At 41.9% G+C, this 26217-nt stretch carries 13 protein-coding genes; all 13 read right to left on the bottom strand.

Annotated features, from left to right (window positions below; genetic code table 11):
- The coding region (locus CK510_RS05690) for an exostosin domain-containing protein (RefSeq protein ID WP_095720767.1) at positions 1-944 on the bottom strand (944 nt) is incomplete at its 3' end.
- Between the two features lie 8 nt (positions 945-952).
- Positions 953-1894, bottom strand: coding sequence for a DUF6625 family protein (locus CK510_RS05685; protein WP_095720766.1), 942 nt, complete (start codon positions 1892-1894; stop codon positions 953-955).
- A gap of 62 nt (positions 1895-1956) precedes the next feature.
- Positions 1957-2682 carry a class I SAM-dependent methyltransferase gene (locus CK510_RS05680; RefSeq protein WP_095720765.1) on the bottom strand — a complete coding sequence of 242 codons (726 nt, stop codon included), beginning with the start codon at positions 2680-2682 and terminating at the stop codon, positions 1957-1959.
- 95 nt (positions 2683-2777) lie between these two features.
- The gene (locus tag CK510_RS05675; RefSeq protein ID WP_095720764.1) at positions 2778-4010 is read right to left on the bottom strand and encodes a glycosyltransferase family 4 protein; all 1233 of its coding nucleotides are present in this window, start codon (positions 4008-4010) and stop codon (positions 2778-2780) included.
- Between the two features lie 13 nt (positions 4011-4023).
- Entirely contained in the window at positions 4024-5208 is a 1185-nt protein-coding gene (locus tag CK510_RS05670) for a glycosyltransferase family 61 protein (RefSeq protein WP_095720763.1), read from the bottom strand.
- 51 nt (positions 5209-5259) lie between these two features.
- Positions 5260-6975, bottom strand: coding sequence for an ABC transporter ATP-binding protein (locus tag CK510_RS05665; RefSeq protein ID WP_245911858.1), 1716 nt, complete (start codon positions 6973-6975; stop codon positions 5260-5262).
- A gap of 75 nt (positions 6976-7050) precedes the next feature.
- Positions 7051-8400 (bottom strand): alpha/beta hydrolase family protein, encoded by a 1350-nt coding sequence (locus CK510_RS05660; protein ID WP_095720761.1) that lies wholly within the window; start codon positions 8398-8400, stop codon positions 7051-7053.
- Complete coding sequence (locus tag CK510_RS05655) at positions 8397-11462, bottom strand: condensation domain-containing protein (protein ID WP_095720760.1); 3066 nt, start codon at positions 11460-11462, stop codon at positions 8397-8399. Before CK510_RS05655 ends, CK510_RS05660 begins: the two co-directional genes overlap by 4 nt.
- Complete coding sequence (locus CK510_RS05650; protein ID WP_095720759.1) at positions 11462-14722, bottom strand: non-ribosomal peptide synthetase; 3261 nt, start codon at positions 14720-14722, stop codon at positions 11462-11464. Before CK510_RS05650 ends, CK510_RS05655 begins: the two co-directional genes overlap by 1 nt.
- Positions 14723-14976: 254 nt before the next feature.
- The gene (locus CK510_RS05645) at positions 14977-16104 is read right to left on the bottom strand and encodes a cupin-like domain-containing protein (protein WP_211293101.1); all 1128 of its coding nucleotides are present in this window, start codon (positions 16102-16104) and stop codon (positions 14977-14979) included.
- 197 nt (positions 16105-16301) lie between these two features.
- A complete protein-coding gene (locus tag CK510_RS05640; protein WP_095720758.1) occupies positions 16302-21140 on the bottom strand; it encodes a type I polyketide synthase in 4839 nt (1612 codons plus the stop codon).
- Positions 21141-21146: 6 nt separating this feature from the next.
- The gene (locus CK510_RS05635) at positions 21147-23816 is read right to left on the bottom strand and encodes a non-ribosomal peptide synthetase (RefSeq protein WP_095720757.1); all 2670 of its coding nucleotides are present in this window, start codon (positions 23814-23816) and stop codon (positions 21147-21149) included.
- A gap of 447 nt (positions 23817-24263) precedes the next feature.
- Positions 24264-25562 carry a WecB/TagA/CpsF family glycosyltransferase gene (locus CK510_RS05630; protein WP_211293100.1) on the bottom strand — a complete coding sequence of 433 codons (1299 nt, stop codon included), beginning with the start codon at positions 25560-25562 and terminating at the stop codon, positions 24264-24266.
- Positions 25563-26217: the final 655 nt, after the last annotated feature.

Raw genomic sequence — 26217 nt, 5'->3', positions numbered from 1 at the left:
ATCTTTGCAATTTCATTTTCTTTTACATAAACACAATATTTTTTCCAGTTGATATCAAAATCTAGTGGAAGAACACAATCCGTATCTATAAAAACAGGAATTCTTCCACAACAAAGAGTTTCATATAATCTATTAGAATGATTTCCTGAACCCCGACAGCAAAGAATATAATCACTATTCAAGATATTTTGTACGAAAGCATGTCTATAGGATTTTGCTTCATTAGAGCTTGTACCTACTAAACCTGCTTGCGGGCGCAACATAAAATTGGTTTCTACTAATGAGGATTTATTGAGGTTCGATAATACCAGTGTTCTGATAACATGTCCTGTATGATAGGGCGGAATAGTTCCTTCACGTTTTGGTAATATTTGTCTAAGCTTGTAAAGTAAAATTTTTAAGTATGTTTTTATATCTTTGGGCGCAGTATAACCACAAAATCCGATGACTGGCTTTTTCTGTTTTTGTCTTACTTGGAATTGATTATCACAATAAGCAGGGATTAAATCCTCAATCCAAGTAGGCATTAAAAATTGATTAGATTTTCTACTAGAGCGATATAAAGAATCTCGAAAAGATATATCTATATCTATATCAATAGGTAAAGGCAGATGGGAACAGTCCCCTGAAAAAAAAACAACTACTGGTTTTGATAAGCGTTTAGCAATTGCTAATAATTTAACTAAATTATGATTCACCTCTTCTGAACCAAAAAATTCTAAATCATTTGGAAAAATGATTAAGTTGGCTTCTTCAACAGAAGTCATTTCAAAATATGAAGATGCTGTGTAAGTCCAATTCTCTAAGGCAGGAAGTGTAATGCTTGACTGCCAAAGAGAATTAGTTTTATCCAGAGAAGATGTCCCCAAAAATGGATATAAAAAAGGTACAAGAGGTGCATTCTCTGAGAAATATTGCTTGTCCGAGAATATTTTAAGTTTCATTTTTTTAATTAAGATTGGTTTTTCGCATTCAAAAGTAGTCTAAATTGAGAGTCCCGAAAATCATCATTTAGAGGGATAAATCCATCAGAACTAATGCACCAACCTTTACTAATATCTGTGAGTGTTGGATCGATTAAATTAGATAGAATTTCCCAGGCTGCACGCTCTCCAAATCGCTTCGGTAGATACTTACTTGATTTCCAATTCATAAAATGTAAGTACAAAAATTCTCCACCAAATTCATTTGTCAACTTACCTTGATACCAGTACCATTTATCGGGGTAATTATATGTACCATCCATCCAGGGTCTTTCTACAAGGGGAGTAGCATATCTCTCTTGAAAAAGATGATTACGCTTATAGGTATCTACAATTCCCCAAAGGTTAGACAATACAGAAGGAAAGCGTACATATCCTCTAAGTACTTTAGTAAACCAGTACTCATCCATGCTCCTATATTCTGGAGCCAATAATAACTGTTGCCAATTGGGAATTTTTTGAAATGCTCTAATCCATCTTTCCTCATTTTTCATCAGAAAAATATGTCCTGAAACCATATCATTAAGTGTTGAAAGGGTATTATAACGAAGAATTTTATCAGTGTAAAAAGCCCGAATATCCCCATAAACTACATCGATATCTCCAAAGCCAAAATAATCATAGTCAGCTATAAATTCCTCATGAATATAACCATAGGCAGGTTTTAAATCACACAGCTTATAGGGTGATTGATCTGTAAAGGTAATTCCAAGGCGATTAGAGACTAATTTTTGATAATCTACGTAATTAATCTGTATAAAGCGAAGGTTAGTAGGCGCATTTTCAGGAATAGGACAGTCAGTAAAAAATAACCAATCAATAGTTGGATTCCACCGACAAGACTCCAAATAAAAAGGAAACCATTCCGGCCAGTGGCCGAAATAGGCTATCAGTATGACGATTTTTTTCACAGTAAAAAACTGGATTGGATGAATTGAAAATTTTTGAATTATCTCTAGCTATTTCGATAAGCCTAACGTTGATGACAAACTAAAACAATATCTTCTGCTAACAATGGATATCGTTTTAGTACAAAATCTCTAATTTTCTCTCTAATTCCTTGGCTACTATAATCAAATTTGCACATTTGCAATTCTTCAGTTACTAGCCCAGCTTGATTAATTACTTTCAAAAGTGTATAAGGAGTAAACCAAAAGCGATGATCGCTATTGATGACTTCTAAGCCTTTAAACAGCAATCTAATATTAGTAGCTCGAAAAGCATTTGGTACAGTTATGATGATGCCACCAATATGACTGCCATAGTTAGAGATGAATTTCTCAAGAAAAATAACGGGATTGTCTAAATGCTCTATCACTTCGCCAAAAACGGCATAATCCCAAAATCGAGCAGAGATAGCCTCTATTTTATTTGCTGACTCTATATCCCCATAGCAAACGTTAGAAATATTCATGTGCGAGCGAACAAATTCAATTCCTTCTCGATTAATATCAATACCCAAACAATCAGAAGCTGTATCCGTAATTCGCTGATGCAACCATCGACCTTGTTTAATTCTGTACTGTATCAACGGCACGTGATCTAAGCAGCCAATATGAAGAACGCTCTTCCCACGAATAATATTCTCAACAAATTCAATTCGATCTGGCGGGGTTTCCTTTTGTGTAATCTTGAAAGATAATGAGTCTTTAAACTTTTCTCCTTCTAGGTAAGGTAATATTTCTGAAGAAATTTTCATACTAAATTAATTAAACTCCAAAAAAAGGTTCTAAACCGAGTAAATTCAAAAACTGATCGTATTTAGATATAGCTTGGCTGAAATCAATCTGGGTGTCAATCGAGAATTTTATGAAACAGAGATAGATATCGATGTGCTTGCACTTCCATCGCATACTCACGTTCTGCCTTTTTGCGGGCAGCATGACGCAATCGTTGATGTCGCTCTGATTCCTCCAGTACCCAAGCAATCCCCCTTGCCAGGTCTTCTGTGTCGCAGTAGTCAGCAACATAACCATTTTGCTGGTGATCTACAATATCCTCCAAGCCAGTATTGGCGAATACAACAACAGGTGTACCACAAGCAAGTGATTCGGAAGCAGTTTGCCCAAAGGCTTCTTGAATCGAGGGGGCAATCATCACATCAGCAGCAGCATAGGCCATTCGCAAAGACAAATCGTCTTGCAACTTACCTAAATAATGAATGGGAAAGCCTAAGTCAATTGGCTGATCTGGTTTGGAGGAACCGAAGACAATGAGTTCTAAGCGATCGCCCCAATCTGCTTGATGGAGTTGCTTCAGGGCGGCTTGCAGTAAATGAAACCCCTTGCGGGTATCTTCAGTTGCATCGATCGCTCCAAACAGGACTAGTTGTTTATCTAGGGGCAGATTTAATTCTTCGCGGGCTACACGTTGTTCTATTGGTTTAAAGATTGTAGTGTCTAGTCCAAAGGGAATAACTTCTATTGGTAATCCTTGGAATAATGAACTGGAACTAGCACATTTTGCCATCCAAGAACTAGGTGCAACAATGGTTAAGTTCAAATCTTTCCAGGCATTAGCTTTTCGCTGCCATACCCAGCTTGATAAATCCCAAGATTTACCGCTTTTAAGCTGTGGACAGTTGCCACAAGATTTTTGATAGCGATCACAACCAGCGCTATAATGACAGCCTCCCGTGAAAGACCACATATCTTGCAGTGTCCAGACAAGGGGTTGATTAAATTTAGTTAGAGTTTCAACGGGAAGATAGCCGTTACAAATCCAATTGAGATTAATGATATCGGGATCGATCTGTTTAACTTTTTTGGCAATAGTGTCGGGAAACCACTGGGGTGAAAAGAAATGTTCGCACTGAGGATAAAGTTTCATGGGTAGCTCGTTCATTAATGACCTAAATCGTGATCGCACTTTGCCTTCTAAAGCAGATACTGCCGAATCGCTTCCTTTTTTATATTGAACTAGCATTTGAGAATCTACGCCAGCATTTTCCAAGCTTTGATGAATTCTATAGGCAGCGCGAGCCGCTCCTCCGACGACATCAAAAGCACTTAAATGAAGAATTTTCATTGCAATAGGTGAGTTAGTGAACGCCAGCAATTTCTAGAATTTTGGATAGGTTCTTAATATTGATCTCAAAGTTCTTTTTAAAGGTATGGCATTCTTCCGTCTGGCTTTCATGAAGCTTTTCGCCAAATATACAATAGTAATCTAAGGACATACAATTACTCAAAAACCAGTAGCAAGGATTAATGTGTTCGGGCATAAAAATGTCAACAACTTTAGTTTCTGGTTTACAAAAAACAATATTTGCTAGTCCTGCTCCATGAGGAGCGACTATTACATCAGCAGAAGAGAAAATTTCGGCTTGTTCTGCTACAGACATCAATGCAAGTGTCAAAGACTCAAATCCAAATTTAGATAAGAAATCGATAATTTGAGCCTCGTTTAAAATCTTGCGATATTTAGCATCAATTCGATTGATATATATCCGCTTCAGACTCTTTTTGTTGGTGGTACCATTTAAAAATTTATCTCTCAAAAAGTTACAAACCCAAGGAGCCATACTAGGAGTATCGCCTGCTAAAGATGGAAGTACGATCTGCTTGGCTTTTATATGAGATATTTTATTGTGTTCGATAATTTTTTTTAAAGGAATTCCTAAAGCAGCAAGCGTTTCATGATGAAAAGAATAACGACATTCATTAAGAAAAAAATGATCGATTTCTTGAATATTGAAGCCGCTTTTTTCAAGTAGATGTATTCTTGGTAGAACCTCAAACATCCAATGAAAATAATTGTGATCGCCGCTCAAAACTGGTAAGATACAAACCGTTCTATCAATATACGTGCTTGGACGTAATTTTAATTTTCGGAATATTGGATGTTCTGTTGTTGGTACATAAACTCTCGATACATCTGCTAAAAGTTTGTCGTCAGGAGAAATTACCGCACAATCGCTCCAAGCGCGTCCTTTGGGGATAGTTGCAACAAAAGTTTCTGGAAATTCGTGTTGAAGTTCATCTTGAAACTCTAGCGGGATTTTTCCATCTATTGTTTTTGGCAAGCGACTTCTAACAACAGTATGCTTGGGATGAACAGAAATATAGCTACTTTCACAAAAATTTTTGTTATTTTTATAAGCTTTTATCCAGTCTAAAGTATGCAGATAAAAACCTTTAGGCGAGCCTAAAATCTCAGAATTTACAGGAAAATTATTGAAAATAAATTCGACAAAAGAGCATTTTTTACTGTTATAAATAACCATAAGACGTTTTTTCGATTGAGTTTCAAGGTCTTTGCAATCTCTTTAAAATTCTTATTTGCTCATTACAACTTCTTGATAGCTACCCGATTTAAGCACTCGACCATTTTGCAGCATATAAATGCGATCGCAATGCTCGATAGTAGAAAGACGATGGGCAATAATTATCATTGTTTTTATGCCACTTAAAGCCCTAATAGACTCTGTTACCAAAGCTTCTGTTTCATTATCTAAAGCAGCAGTAGCTTCATCAAAAACTAAAATTTCTCGTTCATGATAAAGAGCGCGAGCAATACCTACTCTTTGACGTTGTCCTCCAGATAAGAGTACGCCTCGTTCGCCTACCACTGTTTTAATACCATCTGGAAGTTGTTTGATTAATTCAGTGAGTTGGGCAGATTCTATTGCATTATACAATCTTTCGTGATCTATAGCATCATCAGCAACCCCAAAAGCAATATTTTTTTCAATAGTATCATCTATCAAAAAAATAGATTGAGGTACATATCCAATTAAATTTTGCCAAGCCCGAAGATCATCATAGATGGAGACTCCATCAACCTTAATATCACCATGCTGTGGAGTAAGAAGACCTAGAATTACATCTACGAGCGTTGTTTTACCAGATCCGGATTTACCAATTAAACCGATTGAATTTCCTTTCTTGATTTCTATATCTATCCCTTCTAAAGCATTTTTTGATGCATTAGGGTAACAGTAAACAACACTATTCAAGCTCACTATATTTTCAAAGGAAATTGCTAATTTGCTCTCTGTTTTACTATCTATTATAGTAGTAAATTTGTTTTCACTTGCCTGCTCTAAATCTTTAAACTCAAGATAAATTTTTTCGAGTGAAATAGTATTGTATTTTATGGTGTTAACTGATGAAAGTAAATTACTAGTAGCAGGCAATAAACGAATTGAAGCAAGGGCAAAAACTCCTAAAATAGAACTTAAATTTTGATAGTTATCTTTGTCAAATGCTAGAAACAAAAACGTAAATATAATTATAAACGTAATTAAGAAAGGTTCTATTACGTAGCGTGGTAAATTGGAGAAACTAACTGCCAAGCTGACGCTATCTCCAAATCTTTGAGCCTGTTTTTGCAGTTTTTCTTCAAAGTAGGATTCGCATCCAATAACGCGAGTCTCCTTAATCCCTCCTAGTCCGTGGTTCACTAGACGAATCATCTCAGCACTAGATTCAGACCCTTCTTTTCCCCAATAGCCTAATCTATCCTTAAAATTATGAAATAATAATAATCCAATAAGTAGAATTAATGCAATCATTAAAGTCGCCATTGCATTTGTAAAAATTAGCAAAGCTATTAATGCCATAATGACGGCAGCATTAGAAATAGAGACTAGGAGTGGTATCATCAGACCATTAACAAATTTTGATGTTTCATTAATGATATTTTGAATCAAAGTAGCACTATTTCTATTTATATGAAAGGTGTAAGGGGCAGCTAAGTAAAGACGCATTAATTTTAAACTTAACTCACCTTGTTGTCCAAAACTAAATTTAAAGATTAACTTTTGGGCTTTAAAACTTAAAAAAGATTTCACATAAAAAATAATGATAACCAAGAAACCTACTGTTAACAAGTATTGATTTTTAGAAGTGAATTTTAAATTAGAATAAACCCAGTTAAGCCAGTAGTTTTGCTCAATGTTTTCTAGATTAGTAGCTAAAGATATAAATGGTCCAATTGCTCCAGTTCCTATTACTTCTAGCAAGGAAATACACAGAAATAAAAATATCATGACTAGGAGTTTTTTTTGCTTTCCCCTGAGGACGTAAAGAAATTTAGACAAAAATTTGATCATTTTATGAAAAATTTAATGAGAATAGTTGGGTAAACTGATACTCGAAATTAACTCTGCCGATCGAGAGACACTTTCACCGAGAGCGTTAAATGCTGCAACTGTATATACAGCATTATTTGTACTATTTTTATCTCGAAACTCTAAAACGACATTTGGAGGCTCGGCTGCATCCCCAAAGTTATGTTGTTGTCCTTGAAGAGTTGCGATAAGTGAATTGTCACGATAGATACGAAATGACGGCAATCCAATTTCTTGATTGATCGTAAAGTGCCATGTGAGTAGAACCTCGTTTGCTGAGATTCTTGTAGCCCTCAGATCGGTTGGGGTTGTAGGTTTCTGAGTGGGAGAAATTTTTCCCGTCGTAACATATTCTTGCCATTTGCGGGCTGTCTCCTCGTTCGGAAGCCATGCTGCTTGTTGGGGATATCCTTGGTACTCGTTGGTGGGAGCGATCTTACGTGTAGAAATGTCCCCGAGCCAACCCTGAGTTCGATCAATGGGACGGAGATATTTTCCATTTTTTGGAAGCCGTAAAGTCAAGAGTGCGTCAAAATAAGGAATAGCTAGCAGCCTTGTGTCGCCAGTTTCATGAGCGGTATTAGCTTCCGAAGCAAGTGCCCAAGGTGCATTAATTTTTCTATAACGAAGAAAGGCTTGTTTGGGTCGCTCCTGAGTTTCAACAACTGCCTCTTTATCTTTCTCTCCCAAAGCAAAAAGAACTGGAATTCCGGCTATTATTGGATTGGTTCCTAAAAGAGTAAAGCCCCCACCTCGCGCTGCAATGACTGCAATCGTTCGATCAGGGTATTGCTGGAGCATCTGAGCTACCCAATCCGCTCCGCCAGAATGTCCCCAAAGTACCCAAGGTACTGTTTTAAGTTCCGAATGTTGGCTCTTATCGGCAAGAGCATCGAGTGCCTTGAGAAAAGCTCCTCCAGAACCGTAGTTGATAAGCGCCCATGACTCACAAGGGCGATCGCCCGTAGGAAGTTTAGTACCTACAAGCGCTAATTGATGTTTTACTGCCAGTGCCTGCCATTGCAAATCGTTAGCATGATCTAGCCCGGTAGCAGCCGCCGCATCGCCACATCCGTGTTGCTTGATAATTAAACCTCGAACTTTTTGCATCCCATCAGGAATCCAAATCCGGTAGTCTGCTGATAAGTATTGGTCGTTTTTTACCGGTGGAATAGATACTTCATAATAACTTCCAGGCAAAAGATTGTTTTGTTTATTAGCAAAAGCCGATTGTTCGGGTAACGATGGGAGTTCAGTCCGTAAGAACTTTTTCCAGCCAAAGTAAAAGATGGGGATACTTATAAGTAGACTAAAAACAGCTAAAAGCTTTACAGGGACTTTCATGGCGATTGGTAAGGAGCGAGTGCTTTTTCTAGAGAGGCTTTCATTTTCTCGGGTAGGATAGGCGATGTCATGAGCGAGGTATGATGTCCAGGAATGTGATGGAGTTCCACGCCTTCTGCGGCAATTTTGCCCCAACCCAAGAGCGGATCGACATGAAATCCTGGGGGAACCTCTCCAGCTTTAAAAAGCGTAATCCGACCTGGGTAGGGCTTAACGGTATAAGCTTTGTGGATATTGGAGTAAGTCTCTTCCAATTGTTTGATATTGTCGCCTACCGAGCTTTCTACATCTCGTAGCTGGGCTTTGGGACTGAAAAATACCCACGGAGAATGTTCGAGAATATACTGGCTGATGCGATCCATTGCGGAATTGATATCCAGTTTTTTAGTTGCTTTGGGTTTGACCGTAGTCTTACCTTCTTTTGGATTATTTTCTTTGTCAGAAGACTTGAGCGGTTCGACTTTGCTCAAAGTCGCTAGCAATCCTTTGTCTCGTACTTTCGTCGCAAAACGCGGCAAGCTATAGCGCAAGGCGTATTGCAAGGATGAGAAGAATCGTTGCTTAGTGGGGAGCAATTTAATTCCATCTGGAGCATAACAGTCAAACATTGCGAGTAAAGACACTTTTTCGCCTCGTGCATTGAGTTGTTGCGCCATTTCTAAGGCAATATTTCCCCCGTTAGATAGCCCCGCTAGTAGATAAGGACCTTGTGGTTGAACGGTCTTAATCTGTTGGATGTAATCCGTTGCCATATCTTCTAAGCGATCTGCGATCACGGTTTGATCGCCATCTAATCCCCGTGCTTGCAGTCCGTATACGGGTTGGTCGGGAGCGAGATTTTCTGCAACGTGGCGGTAAATCAGGACGTTGAAGCCGCCGCCGTGAATGCAGAATAAAGGCGGTTTGTTGGTATTGTTGGTATCTCCAACTTTGATTTTAACCAAAGGTGACCAAGCATCTGCGAGGTTATCCTCCCGCAGCAATTTAGCTTGCAATTCAATGGTTGAGGATTGCAAAAGCGTCGAAAGAGGCAAATTCTTGCCAAAGGTTTCCTCGATTTGAGAAAATAAGAGAACTGCTAAAATCGAATGTCCGCCTAAATCGAAGAAATTATCTTGAATGCCAATTGGTTGAATATTTAAAACCCGCTCCCAAATTTCCGTGAGTTGTTCCTCGATCGCATCTCGCGAAGCAACATATTTCTTTTCTTTAACGGGAGTAGGGCTTTCTAGGTCAGCACTTTCTGTCTCTTCAATATATTCGATACTGCCATCGGGTCGATAGCGACCAACAGTTCCCGTTTTATATAAGCGTTCTCCTGGTTTAAAAGGATTGGCAATCAAGCTTTCCCCGTTCGCTTGGTCATCTATTTTGCTAGCGCCGATATAGACTTCTCCCAAAACTCCCATCGGAGTTGGTTGCAAATAGCGATCAAGAATATAAGTTTCGCTGCGATTCCAATCTTCGAGCAATTGCCCTTGTTCAACAGAAGTAAGCAAAGCTAACTTAGAAATTGGCTCGTCGGGATTAGTAACAATGCTCTCCAATAAAGTACGGAAGTAATCCATTATTGGCAGAATGACATCGCTATCAAAAATATCGGAGTTGTATTCAAATAAAAGTTGCAATCCTTCCTCAGATTCTCTAGCAACTAAAAACAGATCGAACTTAGTTTTTCCGGTGTAGAGATAGCCAAACATCGTATCAAAGACGATTCCAGGTAACTCTGCGGAAGAAAGCGTATTACCATCTTTCCAAGAAGGGTTGAGGGCAAAAAACATTTGAAATAAAGGCGATCGCCCTCTATTGTTGCTCGTTCCTAATTCGGCGATGAGTTGTTCAAAGGGCAACTCTTGATGGGCAAATCCATCGAGGGTTGTTTTCTTGGCGCGACCGAGCAATTTTCGGAAGCTGGGATCGCCATCGAGATGAGTGCGTAATGCTAGGGTATTGAAAAACGGGCCGATCAGAGGTTCAACTTCTGCGCGGTTGCGTCCTGCATTGGAGCAACAGATAACCAGATCGTCTTTTCCCGAATAACGGTATAGCAGGACTTTTAGGGCTGCTAGCAGGGTGGTAAACAGGGTGGTTTCTTCCTGTTGAGCGAGAGCGTTGAGGGCATCGTTTAACGTCTTGGGAAAGATCAGACGGCGACGTAAGGTATTGAACGATTGAACCGAAGGACGAGGACGACTAGTAGGTAAATTAAGAACAGGGATAGAACCCTCTAGATGTTGCTTCCAGTAATACAGATTAGATGCTAGAAATTCTCCTTGCAACTTTTGTCTTTGCCAGTAAGCATAATCGAGATATTGAATGGGTAGTTCGGGCAAAGAAGCAGGTTTATCTAGCAAAAATGCTTCGTAAAGCGTGACGATTTCCCGGAAGAAAATATCAACCGAGACTCCATCTGCCATCACCCGATGCAAAGTCATCGACAGGAAATGGTCGTCTGGAGCGACACGAATCAAGTGCAGGCGCAGTAGTGGTCCTTTTTCGAGATCGAAAGGACGGCGAGATTCTGCGATCGCCCTTTGATGCGCGACTTCTTCGCGTTCGGCTGCCGGAACCGATTGTAAATCCTCAAGGGTAATTGGTAAATCGTCCCAATCAGGAGCGATCATAACTTTGGGTTTGCCGTTGACGCGAGGAAATGTAGTCCGAAGAATTTCGTGACGGTGTACGATTTCGCTTTGGATTTTACGCAGCCATTCGATATTCAGGTTTCCTTGAATCCGATAAGCCGTAATAATATTGTTTAGCGAACTACTAGGCTCGAATTGATGCTGATACCAGAGACGTTCTTGAGAGATGGATAGTGGCAGGTCGAGATTGCGCGAAACGGCGCGGATGGTTAAAGAATTTATATCCGTAGCGAGACTGGCGTTTTGTAAAAACTCCAAGATTTCGGTTTTGCGATCGCGGAGTTCGGCGAGTAATGCTGGAGTCATTACATCTTTAGCTGCTTTGTAACGCAGGCGATCTCCTTCGACCCAAAGTTTAACGTCTAAGTGACGCATTTCTGCCAAAAATGTATCTAACTTTCTCTGCTCCAGGTGCATTATATCTCGCCCTCTTCGTAATCTTCCATCATATCGTTATTTGTATTAACTGCTTGTGCCGCCCAAAGAATCGTTTCTACTCGCTCGACTAACTCGGCTGTTGTCGAAGCTTCAAACAAGGTTCGCATAGGTAAATCCACTGCAAAAACTTGTCGAATCCGAGCAATTAGCTGTGCGGCTAATAAAGAATGTCCACCCATTTCAAAAAAGTTGTCGCGAATGCCGACGCGATCGAGTTTCAACACTTGCGCCCACAGCTTAGTCATCTGTTTTTCTACTTCGTTGCGAGGAGCAACATAGTTTTCAGCCATCAAACGGCTGACATCCGGTTCTGGTAATGCTTTGCGATCCATTTTCCCGCTAGGCGTAAGCGGCATCGAATCCAGTAACATAAAGTTAGCCGGAACCATATATTCTGGCAATTGTTGCTTGAGATAGCTACGAAGTTCGGAAATGGTCGCTCCGCTATCGCCGCGACTGCCAATAATGTAAGCAACTAAACGTTCGTCGCCTCCTTCTTGTTTACGCGCGACAACAACGCATTCGCGAACTGATGGATGTTGGCTTAATACGGCTTCGATTTCGCCTAATTCAATGCGAAAACCCCGAATCTTGACTTGATAATCGAGGCGACCAAGACACTCGATACAGCCATTGTTCAGAAAACGAGTTAAATCTCCGGTTTTATAGAGACGTTCTCCTGACTCGAAAGGACTTTTGATAAAGTGTTCTGCGGTTAAGTCGGGGCGGTTGAGATAACCTCGCGCCAGTCCCAACCCACCGATATAGAGTTCCCCTGGTACGCCAACGGGAACGGGTTGCAAATGAGCATCAAGAATGTAGGTTTTTGTATTGGCGATCGCACGACCAATATAAATAGGTTTGTCGCTCGATTCAACCCGATAGGCAGTAGACCAAATGGTCGTTTCAGTCGGTCCGTACAAGTTCCACAGTTCCGCCCCTTTGGGCAGTAGTTGTTCGGCAAGTTCTTGGGGTAAGGGTTCGCCTGTACTTACCATTTTCAGCCCAGGATTGCCCTGCCATCCAGCCGTTAGCAACATCCGCCAAGTTGCGGGAGTTGCTTGTAAGAAGGTCGTTTCAGAAGCTTTGAGCAGCCCTAGAAGCTTGTTGCCATCGCCAGCGACTTCGCGACTTACTAAGACTAATTTTGCCCCAACAATTAAAGGAAGGAAGATTTCTGAGACAGAAATATCAAAGGAGAAGGTCGTGACAGAAAGCAGCGTGTCTTGTCCTGTTAATCCAGGTTCGACACGAACGGAATTTAAGAGGTTGACTACGCTTTGATGTTGAATTTGTACGCCTTTGGGTTTGCCTGTCGAACCCGATGTATAAATAATGTAGGAAAGATTCGTCGAGGTAACGCCGCTAACAGCTTGCGTTGCACTTGAAGTAGCAATACTTTCCCCATCGCTATCTAGATAAACCATCCGCGCTCCCGTATCGGGCAGATTGGCTTTGAGCACTTGTTGCGTCAACAAAATGGAGATTTTAGCATCTTCCATCATGTAAGCTATCCGTTCGCGAGGAAGAACTGGATCGATGGGGACGTAAGCGCCACCAGCTTTGAGAACGCTCAAAATCGCGATCACCATTTCTAGGGATCTTTCGACACAAATCCCCACTAAACTTTCTGGTTTAACTCCTAATGCTTGTAAATAGTTAGCTAAACGATTGGCTGCTTCGTTAAGTTGAAGATAAGTTAATTGGCGGTCTGCAAAAACGACTGCGATCGCATCAGGAGTAAGTGCAACCTGTTCCTCAACGAGTTGATGGATACATTTATCTTGAGGATAGTTGCGCTGGGTACTATTCCATTTTGTTAGCAATTGCTGTTGCGTTTCTGGTAGCAACGGCAAAGTTGCAATTGTGCGTTCTGGATTGGCAACAATTGCGCTCAGTAGCGTTTCAAATTCTGCCATTCTCCGCCGTATAGTTTCGGCATCAAACAGGTTAGTATTGTACTGGCATTCTAAAATGACTTTGTTTTGAGACTCCCTACCGTTGATGAATATCTCGAAGTTTTCATAAGCTCGTGGGTTAGTAATGAATTCGGCTTCTAATCCAGTAAACGGGAGACTATCGGCTTCTAAGGCGCGATCAATGTTAAAGACAATAGGAACGAGGGGAATGCGGCTTGGATCGCGAGGTAGAGATAGTTTTTGAACTAATTTACCAAAAGTAAATTGCTGGCGGTCATAAGCATTGAGAACCGTCGATTTACGCTGTTTTAAGTAATCGCTAAAAGAGCGATCGCTCTTTACTTGAGTCCGCAAGGGCAACAAGTTTACGCAATGTCCGACGAGTTGAGTGAATCCAGTCGTAACTTGTCCTGCTGCGGGAATGCCCACGACAATATCGTTTTGACCGCTCTCTCTGGCAAGAAAGACTTCAAATCCTGCTAACATGGTCGTCATGAAGCTAGCACCGGATTTCATGCCCAATAGCTTGAGACTGGCGACTAGCTTTGCATCTAGCGTCCAGTCGAGTCGCGCGGATTCAAAGGTTCTCAGCGCCGGACGAGTGCGGTCTACAGGAAAATCTAGCATGGGAACCGAGCCAGAGAATTGCTGCAACCAGTATTCTATTGTTGCGATCGCTTCTTCTCCATTCGCTTCTTCTCCATTCGCTTCTTCTTCTTGCTGCAAGGCATAGTCGCTAAAGCGTTCTGCTGGCTCCATTTGTGGCATATTTCCTTGGCAAAAAGCCGAGTAAAAGTTGCCCAAATCTGGCATCATTACGCCCCAAGACCAACCATCGCAGATGATATGATGGACGGTCATCAACAGAAAATGTTCTTGAGAAGCTAGCTTAACAAGCTGAGTGCGAAATAAAGGCCCATTTTCTAAATCAAAAGGTTGGCTGACCGATTGTTTGAGGAGTTCGCTAACGCGATTCGTTTTTTCTTGTTCTCCTAGTGCGGATAAGTCAATAAAAGGAATCTCTAGTATCAGAGAATCGCTAATGCAAAGATTTTGTCCGTCGGGGCTAAAAGTCGTTCTCAGGGCTTCGTGACGCTGTACTAAGGCTTGCAAAGCAGATTGCAGTGCTTCTACATTTAAATTCCCTTGCAGTCGTAGAGATTGGGATTCATTATAGGCACAATTGGCATCGTCCCCCATGCGAACAGATGCCCAAATTTCTTTTTGCGATTCGGTTACTGGTGCAGTTAAGAGGAGTTCTCCCCCAGCAAACGGATCGAATTCTACAGCAGTCGGTTGTTCTATAGGTATTAAATTCATAAAATAAAGTTTTAAATGAAAATAGTTTTAGTGACTTAATCCGGGCAATTGCTTGTATTTTTTGCTTTTTTTGCTAAATGGAATTTAACTCATTTTTTTTTGAGTTGCTCCGTGAATTATTTTGATTTTATATATCTTAAAGTATTCCCATACTAAGAAAATAAATTATCGCGCAACTGAATTAAGAACCAGAATTTTTGATTGTAGATATTCCGTCTTAATTATTTAAGTTTTCAGTCGCGTGATCGGCTTTGTTAATATTTACTGCTTTTTAACAACTTGGTAACTCTTGACACTGGACGTTGAAAGTATGCCTTAGCAGTATCGCGCCAAAAATGCACTCCAACTGGTGCAGGTGTTATATCAAATCGTTCTAAAATCGGTCTTATAGAATGATTAAAAGTAAGTGCCTTTCGCCACATCATAGTTTGTCGCGTGTTAAAGATAATCGACATGGAAATAGAAACATCTTCGCTGCCATTTTTCACATGATGTCCGGCAACAAAAGGAATATGTAGGGTTTCGCCTGGATGAAATACAAATTTTGTAGCAAGTACATCATTTTCTAAACACCACGGTAAATGTGTATTTGCATAGGCAACGTAAGCCTCGCGAGCGATTGAAGTAACCGCTCGCTCATCCCAAGGGTTAAAAACACATATTTCTTTACTCCCCCGAAATTGCATGAGAAAGGTTGAATATCTGTCAATATGAAAGGGAGTTATACTGTTTGGAGAAGCAATAAAAAGATAGAGCTTAGGGTCAATTGCTTTAGTACCGACACCACGTTTTTGCATCAAAGTTTCTACATCAGTAATAAGCTCTCGATAAAGTGATGCAAATGAGTCATCAATTTCTGGCGAACTAATCATGATGTACGAGTCAGAAACCCGAATACTGTCGATTGTTTCCTCAATAGAAAGATTGTTGGAATGCTGAAAAGATTGCTCAAAACTGTCTCCATTCTTCATCATTTTATTCGAGTAATGAACGTGATTCTTTGGCAATGCGGGAATTACCTTGGCAAGGTTCTCCAGACTCAGTGCTGGATGTCCTAATAATTTATGTTTAAACTTAAAAGACTCGCGATCCAATCGTTTGGCCAAATTCTCGCTAAAAACGTCAGGTCTGGGTATCCAACGTATTTCCAACTGGTTTCCAAGCAATGACTGCGGCATTGATTTTAAGATTCTGCGTTTATTACTTGGTGTGATGCCTCCATCTATCACATACCAGATTAGTTTGCGATCGCTATTTAGATTTTCTACAGCCGACCGAATTGTAACGGCTAGGGGCATTGCATAAGTATTATCAGCACCGCAAAGCGCTACGATTGGATCTTGTGGGGATTTAGTGCTTTTAACTGCAACGTCAGATTTCATAGTATTCATTTCCTCCAAGAGTTGATAATAGTGTTTATAAACAAATAGTGCAGATATTCTTGCCCGCACCTCTTGATGCATAACCACTGGGTACGCGATACGATAGCAGTCTTCATCTATTAAATAGACTCGCTATCGTTTTTTGTGACAAATACAAATTAATTCCATTCAGTCACTTACAAAAGTTGACAAAATCGTTAGACCCCTGAAACTTGCAAATACTTTCCAGACCGTTCGGGGTCGGGAATGTACCAAGCGGGATTGCCTTCGGGGTCGCGTCCCAACTTAGCCCCTGGTTGGGGAGGGGTATTACGTCGCTTAGGGTTAGAAATATCATTTTCTTGTGCGCTTCCCGAAGCTTTAGGCAAAAAGCCAGCCGCTTGCATTTCGGCAATACTTTCCTTGAATGCCTCAGTGACGCGGGCGATATCTTCATCGGTATGCGCCATCGAGAAGAAGCAAGGGCGATATTCCCAAATATGAACGCCTTTTTCGCGCAGCAAGTAATACAGCAGTCCACTGTAGGGAGCCTCTGGTGGATAGCTGAGGTAAAAGACCGAACTGAAATGAGCTATTTTAATTGGCGCTCCTACTTGTTCGAGGTACTGATTCAAATGGGTTGCAAATTTCTCGACTTTTGCTGCCAAAGTACGCTGGAGTTCTCCATTTTCTGACTTGAGACGCAATAGCACGGCTTCGGCGGCTGCAAGCGCCATCGGATGGCGAACAAAGGTTCCGGCAAAGAAGGTCACGCCGACTTCTGGGAAGGACGAATCGCCAAACTCCCAGTAACCGCCATCGAGAGCGTCGAGATATTCAGCTTTACCTGCAACGATACCGATAGGCAAACCGCCGCCCACGACTTTACCGTAAGTAGCAATATCGGCTTCGATCCCGAAGTATTCTTGCGCGCCGCCAGGAGCAACGCGGAAACCCGTTACCACTTCATCAACAATGAAAGCAGCGCCAGAGCGATCGCACAAACGACGTAATTCGTGCAAGAATTCTCTAGGTTGTAAGTCTGGGCGACGGCTTTGTACGGGTTCGACCATAATTGCCGCTAGCTCGTCGCCTTGCTCGCGCAAAATTTCTAAAGATTCGGGAGCGCCGTATTCTAGAACAATAATATTCTCAAACATCGACGGCATCAATCCAGGAGCAGCAGGTAAAGAGCGCTGATTGCCGCCGCTACGCACGATTACTTCATCGATAGTCCCGTGGTAAGCGCCGGAGAAGACCGCAATCTTACTGCGACCCGTTACGGTACGAGCGAGACGCATAGCAGCCATAACCGCTTCCGAACCCGTGTTACAGAAGGCAACGCGCTCCATTCCCGTCATCTCGCTAATGAGTTTGGCAACGTTTCCAGCCAAGGGCGTTTGTGGACCGATTTCGATTCCTTCTTGCATCTGTTTTTGAATCGCATCGGTAATAAACTTAGACGACCAGCCAAAGAAGTTTGAGCCAAAACCGTTAGTGATATCGATGTATTCGTTACCATCGACATCCCAGAGTTTCGAGCCAGAGGAGCGATTGACGACGATAGGATAAATCATCTCCTTAAGCGAGGGCGAAAATCCTGACACGGTACGCGGGTCGGCTAGATAGCGTCGGTGAGTTTGCGCTTGTCGCTTTGATTCTGGAGTGCGGGCATTATAGCGAGCGATAATTTTGTTTAAACTTGCTTGCTGTTCGGCACTCAAAGCCGCTTTAGCGGTTTTCTCGATCTTTGCGCCTGGACCAAAGGCTTTTTTAGGAGGTTCGCCAGATTTTCCGTTGCTGTTGTTTTCCGGTGCTTTGCTTGCTTCAACGAGTGCTTGTTGGGGTGCTGCTGTAGGAGCGAGAGTTACAGATCCACTACCGCCTTGACCCAAGAGTTCTAGCTGCCGCGCCATGATTTGTAACTGCTGGGCGACTAAAGACTCGATCGCGCCTGCTTTTTCGGGATTTAAGGAAATTGCAGGCAAGGAAACGGCTGTGTCATTACCATTTCCGTTACCGTTGCAAGATACCTGAACGGGAGCAGGAGCAGCAACAGGAGTTGGCACGGGTGCAGGTGCGGGAAGAATATCTGCGGGCAGCTTCGGCTCGATATAATCAGATAGCGTTCCCAAACTGGTGTACTCTTCTAACAACTGTCGGAAAGTTACCGGAACTTTAAATTTTTTCTTGAGCGCGATCGCAACTTGGGTCAAAGACAGAGAATCCATGCCCATTTCGAGGAAAGTTATTACTTCGTCAGCGCCAGAGAGGTCGAGTCCCGAAGTATCTTCTAGGACTTCTTTGAGCATGGGAATCAATTGCGGCTTGCGAGATGTCATAGAGGATGCAGGTTTGTTTTGTATTAATTCGGGTTGTAATAATTGAGTTGGTGCCCAAATAGGTTTGATATCGAGCCAAAAGCGCTGACGCTCGAAAGGATAGGTCGGAAGTGCAAGGCGATGGCGTTTTTGGTTAGCCCAGTAGCTTTCCCAATCTAAGGAAACTCCAGCCGACCACAGTTGACCGACTGCTTGCTGAATGGCAGTCCATTCGGCATTGTCGTCTGCGCTGCTCGCTAGAGAAGCGATTGCGACTTGTTGTTTGGGATTTTTAACTTGCTGTCTCGCTAGCGTTGCTGTCGTATTGCGAGGCCCGACTTCGAGCAAGACGCAATCGCTTTGCTGCCAAAGGGTTTGTACGGCTTGGGCAAAGCGTACAGTTGCCCTCATATGATTTGCCCAATACATCGGGTCGGTTGCTTGTTCGTCTGCAATCCAATCGCCTGTTACTGTTGAAACAAAGGAAATCACAGGCGGCGATAACTTTATTTCTCGAACGATTTGGGCAAAAGGTTCAACTAGCGGCTCCATCATGGGAGAATGGAAAGCATGAGAGGTATGAAGGTGGCGACAAGCAATCTCTTCAACTTCGAGTTTTTGTTGGAAGGCTGCAACCGCTTCTGTCGTGCCCGAAACGACACATAAAGAAGGACCGTTAATCGCAGCGATCACGAGTTCTCCGCTCAGTCTTTTCTCGACTTCGGCGGCTGGAAGCCTTACTGAGAGCATCGCACCGGGGGGCATCTGCCACATCATGTTTGCTCTGGTTGCCACCAGCTTGAGCGCGTCTTCGAGAGAAAATACGCCGCCCAAACAAGCCCCGACAAATTCGCCGATGCTGTGTCCGATTGTTGCAGTTGGTTTAACGCCCCAACTCTGCCACAGTTGCGCGAGGGCATACTCGATGACGAATAAGGCGGGTTGGGTGTAAATCGTTTGACGCAGCGATATTTGAGCCGTTTCTTCATCTCCGTTGGCAGGATACATGACTTCGCGCAAATCTCTATCCAGCAAAGGCTTGAGGATTTCTACGCACCGTTCCACCGCCGAGCGAAAAACTGGTTCGCTATCGTAAAGATTGCGACCCATATTGACGTACTGCGAACCCTGTCCGGGGAACATAAAGACCGCAGCGCGATCGCCGACTTCGGTTTGACGGGTAACAAGGCGATTGGGATCGAGCGATTCTAGAATCGCGATCGCTTCTTGAGTATCACCACAAGCTAAGGCGCGTCGATGGTTAAACGTTCTGCGTCCTTGTTGCAAGGTGTAAGCAACATCAGCCAGGTTAATGTCTGGATGTTTTTGCAGGTAATCTTTGAGATTAGACGTTGCTTTCTCTAAGGCTGTACTGGTTTTTGCCGAGAGCAACAGCATTTGTTTGGGGCGAGAAGCACTCGAAGGTTCCATTTCGGGAGCTTCTTCGAGAACGACATGAGCGTTAGTCCCGCCCAGACCAAAGGAACTAACTCCCGCACGTCTCGGTGTTTCGCCTGCTTGCCATTCAACCAGTTTGGTATTGACGTAAAAAGGACTGTTAGCAAGGTCAATTTCTGGGTTGGGTTTCTCGAAATTCACGCTGGGTGGAAGCTTTTTGTGTTTGAGAGCAAGGACGGTTTTAATTAAACCCGCAACTCCTGCTGCCGCAATCAAATGACCAACATTGCCTTTGAGCGAACCAATAGCACAAAACTGTTTGGCATCGGTTTGAGCACGAAAGGCTTGCGTCAGGGCTTCGATTTCGATGGGATCGCCTAGCGGGGTTGCCGTACCGTGAGCTTCGATATAAGTAATCGTTTCGGGTTCAAAGCCTGCGTAAGCTTGCGCCATCTGAATTGCTTGGGCTTGCCCCTTCACGCTGGGAGCACTAAAGCTGACCTTGCCAGCCCCATCGTTATTAAGACCGACACCGCGAATAATGGCATGGATGCGATCGCCATCGTTAATCGCATCTTCTAAACGTTTGAGAACGACGATTCCCGCACCGTTATTAAACATCGTGCCTTGGGCTTTAGCGTCGAAGGGACGGCAGCAACCGTCTGGCGAGAGCATTCCGCCTTCTTGGTAAAGATAGCCGCTATTCTGGGGCGTGCTAATCGAAATTCCGCCTGCAAGTGCCATGTCGCATTGATAGCTCATCAAGCTTCCAAAGGCTTGTGCGATCGCGACGAGCGAGGTAGAACAAGCGGTATTAACGCTAATACTCGGCCCGGTTAAGTTCAGCTTGTATGAGGCACGAGTCGTTAAATAGTCCTTCTCGTTCGCTACCATAGTTTGGAACGCACCCAGGCGATCCACGATTTCGGGGCGACCGCAAATGTGGCGCTCGAAATAAGTATTCTGTCCAGAACCCGCATACAATCCGATTAATCCTGCAAAGGTTTCTGGGGTATAGCCTGCATTTTCTAGCGCTTCGTGAGCGAGTTCCAAAAATACTCTCGCTTGCGGGTCCATTAATTGGGCTTCTCGCGGCGAGATCCCGAAGAAAGCCGCATCGAAGTTTTCTGCTCCCTCGATAATGCCCTTCGCTTTGACGTAGTTCGGGTCTTTGTGCAAATTTTCTTCAATGCTTGCGTCTAATGCTTCATCTTTAAAAAAAGTCGTCGATTCGACTCCCGCGCACAAATTTTCCCAGAATTCATCGACGTTAGCTGCGCCAGGAAAGCGACCGACCATACCGATAATGGCAACACCATCTAAGTTTGTTAAATCCATCTCGTTCTATCGTTTAATTATTTGTTGTCGGCGAGCGTAAGCTGCTTTTTGTTGTTGTGCGCGAGTCTGAGCGTTATTTTCTGTCGGTTTTTCGCTTTCTTCCTCGCCAAGATATTTAGCCAGGGTTGCGATGGTCGGATACTCGAATAACTTGACGGTTTTAAGGTCGAGTTTCAGTTTTTCCCGAACTTGGGTAATGACTTGAAACGCTGAAATTGAAGTCCCGCCGAGGTCGAAGAAATTATCTCGAACTCCCACGCGATCAATATCCAAAATCTCGCACCAGATTTGAGCTAGGGTTGTTTCCATCGCCATGCTGGGAGCAACAAATTCGGAGGTTTCGTTTTGGCGCTTAGCAGGCTTTGGTAAGGCTTGACGATCTAATTTGCCGTTGGGACTCAAGGGCAAGGCTTCGATCACGACGAATGCCGAAGGAATCATATATTCTGGCAACTTCTCTTGCAAGAAGCGACGCAGTTGACCCGGCGTGGGGATTTGCTCTGGATTGGGGACTATATAAGCAACCAATCGTTTATCCCCTGGAAGGTCTTCGCGATCGACAACCGCGCTCGTTCTAACATTAGTATGCCCATCTAGTACCGCCTGAATTTCTTCGAGTTCGATCCGAAAACCGCGAATTTTGACTTGGTGATCGATTCGACCGAGGCATTCAATCTGTCCGTCGCTTAGATAGCGCGCTAAATCTCCAGTTTTATAAAGGCGCTCTCCAGATTTAAAAGGATTGGCAACAAATAGCTCTTGCGTCAGGTCGGGACGATTCAAGTAACCTCGCGCCAGCGCGTCACCGCCGATATAGAGTTCGCCCGCTTCTCCTAGGGGAACGGGTTGCATTTGTTCGTCGAGCAAATAAATTTGCGTATTGGCAATCGGACGACCGATAGGAGGCAATACCGCCCATTCTTGGGGCGAACCCGTTAGTGCAAACGCCGTTACTACATGACTTTCGGACGGGCCGTAATGATTGTGCAAGGTACAGTTTGGCGCTTGAGCGAACCACTGGAAAATTGCAGGGGTAATTCGTAATTGTTCGCCAGCCGTAATCACTTCTTTGAGATCGGTAGGAAATTTCTTTTCTATAGCGATCGCTTCTGCTAGTTGATTGAGGGCGATAAAAGGTAGAAATAAGCGATTAATGGCGTTGTTTTTTAAGAAATACAATAAGCCAACCGGATCGCGTCGAAGCTCGTTGTCAATTAATACTAAAATGCCGCCAGTTCCCAGGGTTGAGAAGATTTCCTGAAAAGAAACATCAAAACTGATAGGGGTAAACTGAAGGGTTTTCGTACCAATACCTGCATTGGATTGTTTTTGTTGCCAGAACAGCAAGTTCATCAAAGGCGCATGAGGCATCGCTACTCCTTTGGGTTTGCCCGTCGAGCCTGAAGTATAAATAACATAGGCTAGGTTGTCGGGAGTGACATTGCTCTTTAGCGATCGCGTTTGGTCAGCAAGATTTTCCCAATTACTGTCTAGGCAGACGATCTGGGTATTGAGATAGGGTAATTTTTCTTTAAGAGTTGTCTGAGTCAAGAGTACCGATACTCTCGAATCCTCTAACATATGAGCCAGACGCTCTTGCGGATAAGCTGGATCGAGAGGAACGTATGCCCCGCCAGCTTTGACGATGGCGACAACTCCAATTATCATTTCCACCGAACGCTCGACATAAATGCCAACGAGTACGTCTGGTTCGACACCTAACGTTTGTAAGTAGGCTGCTAATTCATTAGCTTGTTCGTTCAACTCTCGATAGGTAAGTTGCTTCTCTTCAAAAACAACTGCGATCGCTTCTGGAGTTCGCTCTACCTGCTCCTCAAAGAGTTGATGGATGCATTTGTCTTTAGGGTACTCAACTTTAGTAGCATTCCACTCGACGAGTAATTGATGCTTTTCAAATGCTGTTAATAAGGAAACTTCTCCCAAGCTTTGCTGAGGATTGGTTGCGATGCTTTCGAGCAGGGTTTGTAAATGTCCGAGCAAACGAGTGATCGCATCTTCTTGAAAACGGTTGCGATCATATCTAACCTGCAATGTCAATTTTGATTCTATCTTTACACCAATAGTTATTGGGTAATCAGATATTTTAGTAGATACTTGTTCTAGATCGTCCAGTATCATTAAAGTCTCAAACATTGACATTCCCGAAGGAATATCACCCAATTCTTGAATTTGATTTAAAGACACCTGGGAATATGCTTGGACAATCTTCCACTGTTCTTGAATTTGATGCAGCCAAGGTAAAATCGATGTGTCAGGATTGATTTTGATGCGTAAAGGTATGGGTCGGTTGTTAGTGTGTTCAAGGTCTGCGGTCAGCACAGGTGGAGGAGGCTGAAACCCAAAGATAATATCTTCATCACCACTATATCGATGGAGAAGTAAAGACCAAACTCCTTGCAATACTGGAGAAATTTCTAAGTTTTGCTCTCGAATAAATATATTAAAAACAGAAGTTGAAGATTCATTGAGGTAAGCAGTGCTTTTCTGATATGCAGGGGATGAAATATTGTCTTTATATCTTACAGAATCATCGCCTAAAAATGTTTTTGTACCAACTCCTTTGATAAATTGCTTCCAGAAATTATCTTGGCTAGTAAAAGTAGATTTTATATTTTCAATATCCGTTCCATTAATAATATTAATTATATTTTCCATTGATTTTTTTATTTCATCTTGTTTTTTTGCGAGATAACCCTTGTTCAGTGAGCATCCCTCTTCAGGGTGGGGTTATTTTATTGGCTAATATCTATACATTTTTATCAGCTACTAGATGTAGTATTACAAATCTAGCAAGAAAGTAGGTGAGTGTAAATAGACACAACGAGATTTTTGTCACTGCAATGTAAATTGGCTTCAAAGTCTTACCCCAACTGCCTACTGCCTTGTCACAACGACAATTTTTAACACCCAGCTACTTAGCTTTTGCGATTGCTGAGTGCTTCGCACACGCTACGCGAACGTCGTTCCTCCTCGCAATGACAAGCTTCCAGAGCGATCGCACAACCTAAATCTAGATGACGAAATCAAGTACTAGGGGGAATTTCAAGACTTGTGTGTACACCGTAGCCGCTTGCGGAGAGGTTCCATATTAAATTCATATTCCTAACGTGAATTGAGAGAACGAATCAGTGGATCAGGTCTCAATTCTAAAAAAGACTCTATTCCTTCTGACTCTTTTGAATTTAGCCATAATCCTTTTCTTCGCAAATACTGTTCTACAATCACCATTCTTAATTGTTCACAAGATAAAATGTTAGTCTCAACCAAAATTTCTCCTAATTTTTGTGATTTTTTTGATTCTTGAATCAGTAAGGCTTTTTGTAAGCTTGAGAGCTTAATTATTTTTTTATCTACCAAAATTTCTCCTATCTTAATATTCTGATTTTTTAAATAATACTTAAGCTGAGGTAAAGAAATGAAATTGTTTTGAATTGAAATCTCTCCCAATTTCAGGTGGGGAAATTGCTTTTGTATTTGTAATGATTTTTCTAAGTTCTCTTTACTTAATAGCCCCTGTTTAAATAGAATTTCGCCAATCTTACTTGGATAAGTATCTAGTTGATTAATATCTATCAACATTTTCTTTTCTGATAAGCTTTGATTCTCTCGTTTAAATTTTTCTTTGTAATAAACAATTAACTGTTTAATAGCTAAATAGATAAAAGGAGGAATCGTTTCTTGATAACGATGCCAAAGACGGCGTGGTTCTTGCAGGAAACGGTATAACCATTCCAAGCATAATAATTGAATCCAATAGGGAGCTCGTGGAGTATTTCCTGCATACATAGAAAAAACTGCACCTACACCAATCATGACCCCTTTAATTAGTCCTTGATAATGAGACATCCAAATTTCTTGCTTAGGACATCCCAGACAAACAAAGACAATCCCCGCACCACTTTGATTAATTTCTTGGATTAATTCTATATTATGACTTTTGTCAATTTCATCAATTGCCACAAAGGGGATAGCTTTCATCCCGGCAATTTTTAGAATTGGATATTCTCGGTCTAGCTTTAGTTTCATTTTGTCTAAAATGTCTTGAGTAGACCCCAGAAAATAAACTGCCGTTCCCATTGTTTCGGCTAAAGCACACAAATTCAGGAAAACATCCATTCCGGCAACTTGATTTTGATGAAAAACTCCCAATTTACGTAACATCAGCACCAAAGGTTTACCGTCAGGAGTCACTAAATCTGCTTTGTGTAAGATTTTTTTAAAGGAAAGGCTCCGATAAGCCTCCATAATCATATGAACATTGGCTAAACAAACAACTTTGCTAGTCCTCATTTTTGCCCAGCGCCCAATCAACATGATCTGCTCATCCAAAGGCAAACAAGTAATAGGAATATTAAGTATTTCTGTTTTCGGGATCATTAGTAGTTCTGTTTTCGAGGTCATTATTGTCACCAAGTATTTATAGCAAAGCGATCGGTAATAATGAATACTTTAATATATATCTTATTTTTACTTTCCTATATGACATTAAAAAAATGGGATAAGAAAGGGTAAGAAAATATAAACTTTTTTATACAACTAAGAATTATTTAATCCCTTAATTATTGGAAAAAGCCAAATTTAGAAAGTATTAATGGTGATTGACTGTTCGATTTTTTCGGTGTTGACCGAATCATCGCGACTTGCACAAATGCTTTATAGATTGAGGGAACACTTATTTCTCTGTACAATTACTACTATGAATTGAATTGAAAAGTCAATAGGGTTCAGGGTAATTATGACCAAGTTAATCTTAATCTTTACATGTTAGAAATATTTGACAAAATTCAGTAAAAATAATGACTTACAGATTGACATTGTTTAGAGAAATCTATACAATTTTATCGTTAAAAAATAAAGATACAGCAGATTGCAGGCTACTTGATGTCACCAAATCTATTATTTCTTAATTTATGGGTGCATCCCAGTTTTATTCTTCAGTAAGAGAGAAATTTTGTAAGCGCAAGCGCAGGCTACGCCAACAAGAATCAAATCGGATTCCTATATATCAGTGAAATAACTGTTAACTATTAAAAGTTTAGTAGCTAGGACTTACGCA

It is taken from the genome of Brunnivagina elsteri CCALA 953 (assembly GCF_002289455.1).
GTDB classification, from domain to species: domain Bacteria; phylum Cyanobacteriota; class Cyanobacteriia; order Cyanobacteriales; family Nostocaceae; genus Brunnivagina; species Brunnivagina elsteri.
The sequence above is the reverse complement of the archived record's forward strand: the minus strand, read 5'-3'. Positions and strand labels throughout refer to the sequence as shown.

Coding starts and splice junctions, on each gene's coding strand:
- CK510_RS05635 (WP_095720757.1), bottom strand. CDS start 23,816: ATGGAAAATATAATTAATATTATTAATGGAACGGATATTGAAAATATA.
- CK510_RS05630 (WP_211293100.1), bottom strand. CDS start 25,562: ATGACCTCGAAAACAGAACTACTAATGATCCCGAAAACAGAAATACTT.
- CK510_RS05640 (WP_095720758.1), bottom strand. CDS start 21,140: ATGGATTTAACAAACTTAGATGGTGTTGCCATTATCGGTATGGTCGGT.
- CK510_RS05665 (WP_245911858.1), bottom strand. CDS start 6,975: ATGATATTTTTATTTCTGTGTATTTCCTTGCTAGAAGTAATAGGAACT.
- CK510_RS05680 (WP_095720765.1), bottom strand. CDS start 2,682: ATGAAAATTTCTTCAGAAATATTACCTTACCTAGAAGGAGAAAAGTTT.
- CK510_RS05645 (WP_211293101.1), bottom strand. CDS start 16,104: ATGAAATCTGACGTTGCAGTTAAAAGCACTAAATCCCCACAAGATCCA.
- CK510_RS05670 (WP_095720763.1), bottom strand. CDS start 5,208: ATGGTTATTTATAACAGTAAAAAATGCTCTTTTGTCGAATTTATTTTC.
- CK510_RS05675 (WP_095720764.1), bottom strand. CDS start 4,010: ATGAAAATTCTTCATTTAAGTGCTTTTGATGTCGTCGGAGGAGCGGCT.
- CK510_RS05650 (WP_095720759.1), bottom strand. CDS start 14,722: ATGAATTTAATACCTATAGAACAACCGACTGCTGTAGAATTCGATCCG.
- CK510_RS05660 (WP_095720761.1), bottom strand. CDS start 8,400: ATGAAAGTCCCTGTAAAGCTTTTAGCTGTTTTTAGTCTACTTATAAGT.
- CK510_RS05655 (WP_095720760.1), bottom strand. CDS start 11,462: ATGCACCTGGAGCAGAGAAAGTTAGATACATTTTTGGCAGAAATGCGT.